The 12,516-nt window shown below is 72.6% G+C and carries 9 protein-coding genes; 7 read left to right on the top strand and 2 right to left on the bottom strand.

Annotation, left to right across the window (positions count from 1 at the left end; translation table 11 throughout):
• Nucleotides 1-360: 360 nt before the first annotated feature.
• Nucleotides 361-1,884 carry an MFS transporter gene (locus tag ACFYOU_RS29985; RefSeq protein ID WP_391310016.1) on the bottom strand — a complete coding sequence of 508 codons (1,524 nt, stop codon included), beginning with the start codon at nucleotides 1,882-1,884 and terminating at the stop codon, nucleotides 361-363.
• Between the two features lie 94 nt (nucleotides 1,885-1,978).
• On the opposite strand from ACFYOU_RS29985, the gene ACFYOU_RS29980 reads away from it, so the two are divergent.
• Nucleotides 1,979-4,759 (top strand): BTAD domain-containing putative transcriptional regulator, encoded by a 2,781-nt coding sequence (locus ACFYOU_RS29980; RefSeq protein ID WP_391310013.1) that lies wholly within the window; start codon nucleotides 1,979-1,981, stop codon nucleotides 4,757-4,759.
• Nucleotides 4,760-5,265: 506 nt separating this feature from the next.
• Here ACFYOU_RS29980 and ACFYOU_RS29975 read toward each other — a convergent pair.
• Nucleotides 5,266-6,639, bottom strand: coding sequence for a cation:dicarboxylate symporter family transporter (locus tag ACFYOU_RS29975; RefSeq protein ID WP_391310011.1), 1,374 nt, complete (start codon nucleotides 6,637-6,639; stop codon nucleotides 5,266-5,268).
• A 237-nt stretch (nucleotides 6,640-6,876) separates the two neighbouring features.
• Between ACFYOU_RS29975 and ACFYOU_RS29970 the strand changes: the two genes are divergently transcribed.
• From ACFYOU_RS29970 to ACFYOU_RS29945, 6 genes are all read left to right on the top strand, one after another.
• Nucleotides 6,877-8,565 (top strand): ATP-binding protein, encoded by a 1,689-nt coding sequence (locus tag ACFYOU_RS29970; protein ID WP_391310008.1) that lies wholly within the window; start codon nucleotides 6,877-6,879, stop codon nucleotides 8,563-8,565.
• Nucleotides 8,562-9,239 carry a response regulator gene (locus ACFYOU_RS29965; protein ID WP_385756962.1) on the top strand — a complete coding sequence of 226 codons (678 nt, stop codon included), beginning with the start codon at nucleotides 8,562-8,564 and terminating at the stop codon, nucleotides 9,237-9,239. Before ACFYOU_RS29970 ends, ACFYOU_RS29965 begins: the two co-directional genes overlap by 4 nt.
• A 157-nt stretch (nucleotides 9,240-9,396) precedes the next feature.
• Complete coding sequence (locus ACFYOU_RS29960; protein ID WP_391310006.1) at nucleotides 9,397-10,275, top strand: NAD(P)-binding domain-containing protein; 879 nt, start codon at nucleotides 9,397-9,399, stop codon at nucleotides 10,273-10,275.
• Nucleotides 10,276-10,449: 174 nt separating this feature from the next.
• Nucleotides 10,450-10,908, top strand: a complete 459-nt coding sequence (locus tag ACFYOU_RS29955) for a MerR family transcriptional regulator (protein ID WP_385492338.1) — start codon at nucleotides 10,450-10,452, stop codon at nucleotides 10,906-10,908.
• On the top strand, nucleotides 10,905-11,237 hold the full coding sequence (trxA, locus tag ACFYOU_RS29950) for a thioredoxin (RefSeq protein ID WP_391310003.1): 333 nt from the start codon (nucleotides 10,905-10,907) through the stop codon (nucleotides 11,235-11,237). Before ACFYOU_RS29955 ends, trxA begins: the two co-directional genes overlap by 4 nt.
• Nucleotides 11,238-11,364: 127 nt before the next feature.
• The gene (locus ACFYOU_RS29945) at nucleotides 11,365-12,156 is read left to right on the top strand and encodes a VOC family protein (RefSeq protein WP_391310001.1); all 792 of its coding nucleotides are present in this window, start codon (nucleotides 11,365-11,367) and stop codon (nucleotides 12,154-12,156) included.
• Nucleotides 12,157-12,516: the final 360 nt, after the last annotated feature.

Here is a 12,516-nt window from a genome sequence, read left to right as displayed (position 1 = left end):
GGATGCGCTCCGCTGTGCGTGCGTTGTCCAGTTTGGGTGCGCTTCGGGTTTGCGCAGTTCCCCGCGCCCCTATCGGGGCACACCTGCCGGACGGCCCCCGCCCGCCAGGACGCCCCTGAAAGGGGCGCGGGGAACTGCGCGGCCAGCCACCGCGCACCCGCAGCCACGCACGCACGGCAAGGCGCACCACCCAGGGGCGCGAGGAACTGCGCGACCAACCACCGCGCACCGCACACGCACCACGCACGTGCAGCGGGGCGTACCCATAGGGGCGCGGGGAACGGCGCGGGCAACCACATCGCACCCGCAGCCGAGCACGCACCGCGAGGCCCACCACCCCAAAGGCGGGGCGAACCGCCCTCAGGCGGCGTCCTCCTTGCCGATGACCCCGATGTGCCGCAAGGCCACCGCGGCCAACAGCGCCAACACCACCGTGCCGCCCGCGGCAACCAACATCGCGACGTTCAAGCCGGCCGTGGCCGCCTCCTTCGCCTGGTCGAGCCACCCCGCAGGCATCCGCCCCGCGCCCGCGGACGCCCCGGCGAGGCTGTCGCCCACCTCTTCGGCCACCCCGGCCGGGGTACCCGCGGGGATCCCGTCCTCGACGCGGCCCCGGTAGACCGCGGTGGCCAGACTGCCGAGGACCGCCACGCCCAACGCGAGGCCCAACTCCTGCACGGTCTCCGACATCGCCGAGGCCGAACCCGCCTTCTCCGGCGGCGCCGCGCCGACCACCAGGTCCGTGCCCAGGGCCGCGATCGCCCCGAGCCCGAGGTAGACGAGACCGAAACCGATCACGATCAGGGCGATGCCTCCGGTGGCGTTCACCTGGGTGAGGAGCACGTACCCGAGCGTGGACAGCGCCAGGGTGACGGACACCACGATCCCCGGCGGCACCCGTCGGGCGACCAACGGCGCTCCGATCGCCGCCACGAACATCATCAGCGCGGGCGGCCCCATCCACAGGCCCGCTTCGACGGGAGGCAGTTCCTCCACCAGTTGGAGTTGCTGGGTGATCAGCAGCATCGAGCCCCCGACCCCGATCAGCCCGACGAGCAGCACGCTCAGCGCGGCACTGAACGTACGGTCCGCGAACAGCCGCACGTCCAGCAACGGGCTCGCCAAGTGGCCCTGGCGCCGGACGAACAACGTCGCGAACACCAGGCCGATCACCAGCGCGCCGACCGCGGGGGCTCCGAAGCCGTCCTTGGCGAACCGCTTCACCGCGTAGATCACCGGCAGGATCGCGACCAGCGACAGCGCGACGCTGAGCAGGTCGAACCGGCCGCTGTGCGGCGCACGGTACTCGGGGATCAACACCGGCGCGGCCACGAGCAGGACGATCGCCACCGGGACCGCGAGGAGGAACGCCGAACCCCACCAGAAGTGGGCCAGCATCGCGCCGCCGACCACCGGTCCGAGCGCCATGCCGAGCGCGAAGCAGGTCGCCCAGACACCGATCGCCACCGAGCGTTGGCGCGGGTCGGCGAACATGTTGCTGATCAGGGCCAGGGTGGACGGCATCAGCGTGGCACCGGCGATCCCCAGGGCCGCGCGCGCGGCGATGAGCACTTCGGTGCTGCCCGAGTAGGCGGCCACCACCGAGACCACCCCGAAGGCCGCGGCGCCGATCATCAGCAGTTTCCGGCGGCCGATCCGGTCGCCCAGCGTGCCCATGGTGATCAGGAAACCGGCGATCAGGAACCCGTAGGCGTCCATGATCCACAGGGCTTCCGTACTGCTCGGGCGCAGGTCTTCGGCGAGTGAGGGGAGGGCGAGGTACAGCACGGTGACGTCGAGGCCGAGCAGCACGGTGGGCAGGGCGAGCACGGCCAGCCCGCCCCACTCCCGGGGACCGGCCCGGTGCACGGTCGATGTGCTCATGGCACTCCTAGGTCGTTCGAGTTCGAGAAGGTGGGGGCACTCTGCCGACCGGCGCGCACGGTTTTCTGATGGTCCCCGGCGATACACTGCGACCATGCGCTACGGGGTGCTCGGCCCGCTGGCCGTCTGGGACGCCGAGGGGCTGCCGGTCAGGGTCCCCGAAGCGAAGGTGCGGGCCCTGCTGGCGAACCTGCTGGTCCACGGCGGCGCACCGGTGCCGGCGGACCGCCTCATCGAGGACCTCTGGGCGGGCAACCCGCCGGGCGGTTCGGTCAACTCGCTGCACACCAAGGTCTCGCAACTGCGCCGGGTGCTCGGCCGGGACCAGGTGGTCCGCGAACCCGCCGGCTACCGGCTGCTGCTCACCGACGACGTGGTCGACGCGCAGCGCTTCCAGGAACTGGCGGAACGCGCCCGCGCCCACGGGGAACCGGCGGTGCGGGGTGACCTGTTCGCCGACGCGCTCGCCCTGTGGCGGGGCCCCGCCTACGCCGACGTCGCCGAGTCCCTGTTCGCCCGCAGTGAGATCGCCCGACTGGAGGCGCTGCGCCTGACCGTCCTGGAGGACCAGGCCGAAGTGCGACTGACCCTCGGCGAACACGCCCTGCTGACAACGGAGTTGGGTGAGCTGGTGGCCCGACATCCGCTACGCGAACGACTGCGCGCGGCCCATATGCGCGCGCTCTACCGGTCCGGACAACAGGGCGACGCCTTGCGGAGCTTCCGTGAGCTTCGGCAGCAACTCGACGAAGAGCTGGGCGTGTTGCCCGGACCCGCGGTCACCGCGCTGCACGAAGCGATCCTGCGCCAGGAACCGCATCTCGCGCTGCCGACCGTCGAGTCCCCGTCGTGCCGCACCAACCTGCCCACGCCGCTCACCCCCTTGATCGGACGACGGGAGGCGGTCGCCCGGGTGCGCGCCCGGCTCGGGTCCCGCCCGACCACCCGACTGGTCACGCTCACCGGTCTCGGCGGAGTCGGCAAGACCCGACTGGCGCTCGCCGCGGCCCGTGACCTGACCGACCGGTTCCCCGACGGGGTGTGGTTGGTGGAACTGGCCGGTCTGGGTGCCGCGTCGACCCCCGACGACATCGCCGAACGGGTCATCACGACGCTCGGGCTGTGCGACACCGCGGCCTCGGAACCGGACCTGAACGACCTGGTGGGTTGGCTCTGCCAGGCGGTGGCCGGGAAGCGGCTGCTGGTCCTGCTGGACAACTGCGAGCACCTGGTGGAGTCGGTCGCCGCGCTCGCCGGCGCCGTGCTGTCGACGGTCCCCGGGGGGCATCTGCTGCTCACCAGCCAGGAAGCGCTCGACATCCCCGGCGAGGTGGTGCACCCGGTGCCTCCGCTGGCGTTGCCGGCGGACACCGGTCCGGGAGCGCTCGCCCGGTCCAGCGCCGTCGAACTGTTCGTGGAGCGGGCGGCGGCAGCGGCCCCCGGCTTCGTCCTGGACGCCGACAACTCCGCGGCGGTGTCCGCCATCTGCCGCCGGCTGGACGGCATTCCGCTCGCACTGGAACTCGTGGCCTCACGGTTGCGGACGCTGAGCCCGGACGAGTTGGCCGCCTCCCTGGACGGCCGGTTCGCCCCGCCCGAGGTGCGGGCGCGCGGGCTGCCCGCCCGCCAGCAGACGCTACGGGCCATGCTCGACTGGAGCTGGCACCTGCTGACCGCGGACGAGCGGACCGTACTGCGGCGGCTGGCCGTGCACGCCGACGGCTGGACCCTGCCGACCGCCGAAGCCGTGTGCGCCGACCAGGACCTGCCCGCCGACCGGGTCTTCGACCTGCTGTCCCGGCTGGTGGACCGTTCACTGGTGGTCCGTGAGGCGGGCCGGTTCCGACTCCTCGAATCGGTGGCCGCGTACTGCGCCGAACGGCTCGCCGAGGCGGGGGAGACGGCGGCCGTCCGCGCGCGGTTCGTGCGGTGCTACGCCGAGTTGGCCGAACGGCAGGACGAGCGGCTGCGCGGCCCGGACCAGCGGCGGTGTCTGGAGCTCCTGGACGCGGAGACGATCAACCTGCGTCGTGCCCTCGACCTCGCGACCGCCGGAGGCGCCGCCGGGCCCGCGTTGCGGCTGGTGAACGCGATGACCTGGTACTGGTTCCTGCGCGGGCGGCTCACCGAGGCCCGCAGGTCGCTCCGGGCGGCGTTGGCCACCGGTGGCGAGAGCGCGGGGGTCGCACGGCTGACGGCACGGGCCTGGCTGACCGGGATGGACCTGCGGGCGTCCTCGGCCGACACGACCTCGGCGTCGGCCGGTGCGGACCCGACGGCCGGCGTCGACGATCCGGTGCTGCGGGCCCGGTTGCAGTGGTTCATCGGCACCGGTCTGAGCGGTCACGGCCGCCGGGACGAGGGGCTGCGGCTGGTGGAGGCGAGCTTGGCCGGTGCGCGCGCGGCCCGCGACCGGTGGGGGGAGGCCGCGGCGCTGGTCGAGCTCGCCGGTCGTGCGCCGGCCCGCGGAGGGGCGCACGCGGAGCTGGGTGCGGCGCTGTTCCACGAGGTCGGGGACCGGTGGGGGCAGTTGAGGGCGACCCGGTCGCTGGCGCTCGTCGCGGAATCCGCCGGCGATCGTGCGCGGACGGAGCGGCTGCACCGTGAAGGTCTGCTGGTGGCCGAGGAACTCGGACTGTGGACCGAGGTCGTCGAGGCGCTGACCTGGCTCGGTCGGACCGCGCTGGCGGGTGGGCACGCCGGGCGGGCCACGGAGCTGTACGGGCGGGCGTTGTCCGTTTCGACGGAGCGGGCGTACGGCCGCGGGGAGGTCCGTGCGGAGGTCGGGCTGGGGCTTGCGGCGCGGCTCCGGGGCGATGCGGTGGCGGCTCGGCATCACTTGGTCCGTGCGGTGGCCAAGGGGTGGGCTCCTTAGGCCGTCCGTCCAGCGCGGGTGCGATGTGGTTGCCCGCGCAGTTCCCCGCGCCCCTTGGGTGCGTCCTGCTCGGCGTGCGCGGTCCAGTTCGGGTGCGCTGAGGGTTCGCGCAGTTCCCCGCGCCCCTATGGGTACGCCCCGCTGCACGTGCGTGGTGCGTGTGCGGTGCGCGGTGGTTGCTCGCGCAGTTCCTCGCGCCCCTGGGTGGTGCGCCTTGCCGTGTGTGCGTGGCTGCGGGTGCGCGGTGGCTGGCCGCGCAGTTCCCCGCGCCCCTTTCAGGGGCGTCCTGGCGGGCGGGGGCCGTCCGGGAGGTGTGCCCCGATAGGGGCGCGGGGAACTGCGCAAACCCGAAGCGCACCCGAGCTGCACCGCGCACGCGCAGCGGAACGCACCCGATCAGGGGCGCGGGCAACCGCATCGCACCCGAGCAAGCAACGGGAAGGGCCCCGGACCCGCGCCCCGCAAGGAGAGGAGCACGCCCGGGGCCCGAAGGAGCCGGAGAACCGCTACGCGGACACCTTCGCGTCCCGCGGAACCGGCACCGCCCCCTCACCCGACGGCCCCCCGTCCCCCTCATCGAGCAGCGTCCGCTCGTCGAACGGCAACTCACCCGCGAGGACCTTCGTGACCCGCTCCCGGTCGACCTCCTTGGTCCACACCCCGATCAGCAGCGTCGCCACCGCATTGCCCGCGAAGTTCGTCAGGGCGCGCGCCTCGCTCATGAACCGGTCGATGCCGATGATGAGGCCGACCCCGTCGACCAACGCCGGCTTGTGCGACTGGAGCCCGCTCGCGAGCACCGCGATGCCGGAACCGGACACGCCCGCCGCGCCCTTCGAGGCGATCATCATGAACAGCAGCAGCCCGATCTGCTGTCCGATGCCCATCGGCTCGCCCATCGCGTCGGCGATGAACAGCGAGGCCATCGTCAGGTAGATCATCGTGCCGTCGAGGTTGAACGAGTACCCGGTGGGCACGGTGATGCCCACCACGGGCCGGCTCACCCCGAGGTGCTCCATCTTGGCGATGAGCCGCGGCAGCGCCGACTCGGACGAGGACGTCGACAGGATCAGCAGGAACTCGCGACCCAGGTAGCGGAAGAGCTGGAAGATGTTGACGCCGGCGACCGCCCGGGTCAGCAGACCCAGCACGATCACCACGAACAGCGCACAGGTCACGTAGAAGCCGAGCATGATCGTGGCGAGCGCCTTGAGCGCGTCGACCCCGGTCTCCCCGATCACCGCGGCGATCGCACCGAACGCGCCCACCGGGGCCGCCCACATGATCATCGCGAGCACCCGGAAGACCAGCCGCTGGATGTGCTCGATGCCGCGCAGCACCGGCTCACCGGTGCGGCCCATGGCCTGGAGGGCGAAACCGACGAGCAGGGCGACCAGCAGCGTCTGGAGTACCTGGCCCTCGGTGAAGGCGGAGACCAGGGTGGCCGGGATGATCCCGAGCAGGAAGTCCACCGGGCCCTCGCTGGCGCCCTTGGCGGCGGTGTGGCCGACCTCCTTCGCGGAGTCGGTGAGGTCCATCCCGGTGCCCGGGTCCAGCATGTTGCCGACGAGCAGGCCGATCGCCAGCGCGGCGACGGACATGACCATGAAGTAGGCGAGCGCGAGACCGCCCACCTTGCCGATCTTCGCGGCCTTGCGGACCGAACCCACACCCAGCACGATCGTGCAGAAGATGATCGGCGAGATCATCATCTTGATCAGTGCGACGAAGCCGGTGCCGAGCGGCTTCAGCTCCTTGGCGAAGTCCGGGACGGCGAAGCCGACGGCGATGCCGAGGACCACGGCCACGATCACGAAGACGTACAGGTAGTGGGTGCGGTCCCGTTTGGCGGGCGGAGCGGTGGCAGGGGTTTCGGACACGGGGTGCCTCCTCGACAACAGCGGCTTCGTCGACGGGCGCGGGACTCTGCGGTGCCCCGCGCGGGGGCCGCGACGCACGTGGGGGATACGTCGCGGGATGACGCGCAGTGCGTGCGGCTCACGTTCTGGGCGGCTGAATCCCGGTGAATATCTCCCAGCCTGTGAGGGGGGTCACGCTTGCGTTCATTGAGTTCACGTGGGCCCGGAGCGGCTCCCGGGACGATGCAGACTGGGGGCATGCCCCTCGTCCGCACCGCACGGCCCCGCGCGCCCCGCATCCGGTTGCCCCGGCCGTCCCGGGTGCCCCACCCGCGCAGCCTGGCCGGTCAGCTGTTCGCGATGCAGGCCGTGCTGGTCGCGGTCGTCGTCGCGGGGTGCGCGCTGTTCACGTACCTCAGCAACGCCCACCAGGCCGAACAGTCCGCCCGCCGCCAGGCCGAGGCGGCGGCCCGCGCGGTCGCGGCCTCGCCCTCGGTGCGGGAGGGGGTGCGCGGACCCGATCCCACGGCCGCGCTCCAGCCGTACGCGGTGCGCGCGCAGCAGGACACGGGTGTCGACTTCGTGACGATCATCGATCTGAACGGCATCCGCTTGACGCACCCCAACGAGGACCGGATCGGCGGCCGGTTCCTCGGCCACATCGAACCGGCACTGCGCGGCGAGACCTTCGCCGAGACGCACACCGGCACGCTGGGGCCCTCGGTCCGGGTGGTCACCCCGGTCCGGGCGAACGCGTCGGGCGGTCCGATCGTCGCCCTGGTCAGTGCGGGCATCACGGTCGACCGGATCAGCGCCCGGGTGCGCGACCAGGTGGTCGCGCTGCTGGCGGTCGCCGCGGGCGCCCTGGTCCTCGGCGGCATCGGCACGTACGTGATCAACGCACGGCTGCGCCGCAGTACGCACGACATGAACGCGGCGGAGCTGAGCCACATGCACGACTACCACCAGGCCGCACTGCACGCGGTGCGCGAGGGGCTGTTGATGCTGGACGGACAGCGCAGGGTCGCGCTCCTCAACGACGGTGCGCGGGAACTGCTCGGCACTGGTGCGGACGCCGTCGGCCGTTCGGTCGCCGACCTCGGGCTGCCGCCCCCGCTCACCGGGGCGCTGCTCTCCGCCGAGCCCCGGGTGGACGAACTCCATCTGAGCGCGGACCGGGTGCTCGTCGTCAACACCCAACCGGTGTCCAGCGGCGAGCAGCGCGGCACCGTGGTGACCCTGCGGGACCACACCGAACTCCAGTCGCTGATGGGCGAGCTCGACTCCGAACGCGGCTTTACCCAGGCCCTGCGTTCCCAGGCCCACGAGGCGGCCAACCGGCTGCACACCGTGGTCTCGCTGATCGAGCTGGGGCGGGTGGAGGAGGCCGTCGAGTTCGCCACCGCCGAACTCGAACTGGCCCAGACGCTCACCGACCAGGTGGTCGCGGCGGTCGCGGAGCCGGTGCTCGCGGCGCTGCTGCTCGGCAAGGCCGCCCGGGCCAACGAACGGGGCGTCGAACTGCTCGTCTCGCCCGACAGCCGGATCGACGACGGGCTGCTGCCGCCCTCGCTGCCCGCCCGGGACCTCGTCACCGTGCTCGGCAACCTCATCGACAACGCCGTGGACGCCGCCCAGGGCACCGGACAGGCCCGGGTGACCGTCACCGCCCGCGCCGCCGACGGCGAACTGCTGCTGCGGGTCCGCGACACCGGCGCCGGCGTGGACCCGGCGCACGCCGAGGCCATCTTCGACCGGGGGTGGACCACCAAGCCCTCGGCGGGCCGGGCACCCGGACGGGGCCTCGGACTCGCCCTGGTCCGCCAGACCGTCCACCGCTACGGGGGGACCCTCACGGTGAGCGCTTCCCCGTCGGGCGGCGCCGAGTTCACGGCCTCGCTGCCGCTGGGCCACGACGCCACCGTCGCGGCGGGGGCGGTCCGATGACCGACATCCGGGTACTGGTCGTCGAGGACGACCCGGTCGCCGCGGACGCCCATGTGCTGTACGTGCAGCGGGTGCCCGGCTTCACCGCGGTCGGCAAGGTCCACACGGCCGCCGACGCCCGGCGGGCGCTGGAACGGCAACCCGTCGACCTCTTGCTGCTCGACCTGTACCTGCCGGACGGCCACGGCCTGGCGCTCGCGCGTTCGCTGCGCGCGGCCGGGCACCACGCCGACGTGATCGCGGTGACCTCGGCCCGGGACCTCGCGGTGGTGCGGGAGGGCGTGTCGCTGGGGGTGGTCCAGTACGTGTTGAAGCCCTTCACCTTCGCCACCCTGCGCGACCGGCTGGTGCGGTACTCGGAGTTCCGGACGGCGGCGGGCGAGGCCAGCGGACAGGACGAGGTGGACCGGGCACTGGCCGCGCTGCGGGCGCCCGCCCCCGCGGAACTGCCCAAGGGCCTGAGCGCGCCGACCCTGGAGCGGGTCGTCCACACCCTGCGGTCCGCGGCGGACGGGGTGACGGCCGCGGGGGCCGCCGAAACGGTCGGCATCTCCCGGATCACCGCACGGCGCTACCTGGAGCACCTGGCCGCGACCGGGCGCGCCACCCGCAGCCCGCTGTACGGACAGGTGGGGCGGCCGGAGCTGTACTACCGCTGGGTCCGCGGCGACTGAAGCGACGTGAGCGAGACGGGGGCGACCGGGCCGACGGGCGGCTCCGGACACTTACCCGCAGGTGCGTATCGAAGGAAAAAGTCGGTACTTGTGGGGGAGTTGGCGACGGACCAGCATGGAGGCACCGCACACGAACCTCCCGAAGGGAAGCTCCCCCATGGCTGCCGAGAAGACGTCCGTGACCGTACTGGGTCTCGGGGCGATGGGCCGCGCGCTCGCCACCGCGTTCGTCCGCGCCGGACACCCCACCACCGTCTGGAACCGGTCCCCGGGCCGGGCCGCCGAACTGGTCGCCCTGGGCGCGACCGAGGCCGGCTCCGCCGAAGAGGCGGTGCGCGCCTCCGAGTTGGTGGTGATGTGCCTGGTGGACCACCGGGCGGTGACCGCCGTCAACGAGCAGATGGCGGACGCCCTCGCGGGCCGCGTCCTGGTCAACCTGACCTCGGTCACCCCCGAGCAGGCCCGCCAGACCGCGGCCTGGGCGGTGGAGCGGGGCATCGACTACCTGGCCGGCGCCGTCATGGTCCCGGTCGACGTGGTCGGCACGCCGCACGCCCTGCTGTTCCACGCGGGACCCCGGGCGCTCTTCGACCGTCACGCGGACGCCCTCGGCGCGCTCGGCGGCAAGATCGAGTACGTCGGTGAGGACGCGGGCCGGGCAGCCGCCTACGACCTGGCGCTGCTCGACTACTTCTACGCCAGCATCTCGGGCATGGTGCACGCCTTCGCCCTGGCCGAGGCCGAGGGGGTCGCCCCGGGGGACCTCGTGCCCTTCCTCGACACGATCACCGCGATCATGCCGCCCATGATCGCCGGTACGGCGCAGGAGATCGCCGCCCGCGACTACTCCGGTGACGCGGCGAACCTGGCGATGATGACGGCCACCGTCGACCACCTGGTGGAGGTGTCCGAGCACCGCGGACTGGACACGGGCGTGCTGCACGCCGTCCGGGCCGTCGCCCAACGGGCGCTCGCCCAGGGCCGGGGCAAGGAGAGCTGGACGGCCACCGTGGAGGCGGTGCGCCCGCCGAAGTGAGCGCCCGAACGGGGGTCGTGCCCGAGGACCGCGCCACCGCCGTGGCGGGGGCGACGGCGGGGCCGCAGCAGACCGCAGGCCCCGTGCCGCGACCCCCGACGCCCGCCCACCCGTTGGTGACCTGTCGCACACGCCCTTGTCATGACGTCGACGTCAGGGCCTAGCGTCACGGCCATGCGCATCGGTGAACTCGCGGCCCGGGCGGGGACGACCCCCCGCGCCCTGCGGTACTACGAGGCCCGCGGACTGCTGTCCGCGCGGCGCGGGGAGAACGGTCACCGCGTCTACGACGAGGACGACCTGAAGTTGTTGCGGCAGATCCGCACGCTCCAGGAGTCGGGTTTCGACCTGGAGGAGACCCGGCCGTTCGTGGACTGTCTGCGGGCCGGCCACTCCGAGGGCGACGACTGCCCGGCGTCCCTGGCCGTGTACCGCCGCAAGCTCGCCGAGATCGATGCCCTGATGGCCGAGTTGGCGGCCGTCAGGGAGCGGGTGGGCGATCAGCTCGCCCGTGCCGAGCGGGCCCGGGACGCACTGGGCACCGCCGCGCTGGTTCCGGGTGGACCGGAGCCCGGGTGTGCCGTGTTCCCCGTGGGAACGGGCCGAGTCGGACCGGAGGACGGACAGACATGATCAGGACCGAAGGATTGGCGGCGGTCACGGACGCGGACTTCGCGGACGTGGTGCTGGCGTCACAGCGGCCGGTACTGGTGGAGTTCACCGCGGACTGGTGCCCGCCGTGCCGCCAGATCGCCCCGGTGCTCGCCGAGATCGCCGCCGAGGAGGCGGACCGGATGACGGTCGTCCAGATCGACGTGGACACCAATCCGGCGACCACCCTCCAGTACGGGGTGATGTCCATGCCGACGCTGATGGTGTTCGACCGTGGTGAGCGGGTGTGGTCGGTGGTGGGCGCCCGCTCCAAGCGGCGCCTGCTGACGGAGCTGGAGGGCGTGGTCTGAGCTTTGGGGACGCCGGGGGGCGTCCCGAAAGGACAAGGGCCCGACCTCGTGCCAGAGTGAGGACGGGGGTGACATCGCGGCACCGTCACGGTGCCGCGCACGTCCCGCGTTCTGGAGGGCCCGAGACATGCCCGAGATCAATGAACCCTATGCCCCCGGTACCCCGTGCTGGGTGGATCTGATGGCGCAGGACCAGACCGCCGCGATGGAGTTCTACGGTCGGCTCTTCGGCTGGGGCGGCGAGGTCGGCCCACCCGAATTCGGCGGCTACGCGACGATGGAGAAGGACGGTCGCGCGGTCGCCGGGATCGGCCCGGCCATGGCTCCCGAGGGACACCCGGAACCGCCGCACGTCTGGACGACGTACCTGGCCAGCGACGACGCCGACACGACCGCCCGCCGGATCACCGACGCGGGCGGCGCGCTGCTGTTCGGCCCCGACGACGTGGGGACCCTCGGGCGGATGCTGATGGCGTCCGACTCGACGGGTGCCGTGTTCGGGGTGTGGGGACACCGCGACTTCGTGGGCGCGGGCCGGGTCAACGAGCCGGGCTCGGTGATCTGGTGCGACTGCAACACCCGCGACCTCCCGGCCGCCGCCGCCTTCTACCACGCGGCGCTGGGGCTCGAAGCCCGGCCGATGGTGGAGGCCCCCGGCGAGTACCTGGGGCTGTTCACCCCGGCGCGGCCCGACCGTCCGGTGGGCGGCATCGGCGCCATGGAACAACGGTTCCCGCCGGAGGTGCCCGCGCACTGGATGACGACGTTCGCGGTGGCCGACCTCGCCGCGACGGTCGCCACCCACACCGCGGGCGGCGGCACGGTCGTCGTGGAGCCCACGAGCACCCCGTGGGGCGAGATGGCCGGCCTGGTCGATCCCTGGGGCGCCCACTTCGGCGTGATGCAGCCCGCGGGCTGACCCGCCCGGTCACCGTACGCACGTACGTCTCCACCGCCGGGGACGCGCACGCGCAGGGCGTTCCGCTGCGCGTGCGCTCCGGATTCGCGCAGTTCCCCGCGCCCCTATCGGGGCACACCGGTCCCGATAGGGGCGCGGGAGCCACGCACGCCCAACAGAACGCCCCGGAAAATCGCCGCACAAAAAATCCCCCAGGCATCTTGTGCCTAGGGGATTGCTGCGTATACATTCAAGAGTTCGTGACCATTTATAAAAGTCACGAGAAATCTTACTAAGCAGAGCTTATCCGGGCGGGAGCGGAATTGTCAAGCAGGGACATGGCAGCGAATACACGGCGAACGGACGAGCTTCGAACGACAG

Origin of the sequence: Streptomyces sp. NPDC005955, assembly GCF_042871255.1 — a bacterium.
In the GTDB taxonomy this organism is placed as follows: Bacteria; Actinomycetota; Actinomycetes; order Streptomycetales; family Streptomycetaceae; genus Streptomyces.
The sequence above is the reverse complement of the archived record's forward strand: the minus strand, read 5'-3'. Positions and strand labels throughout refer to the sequence as shown.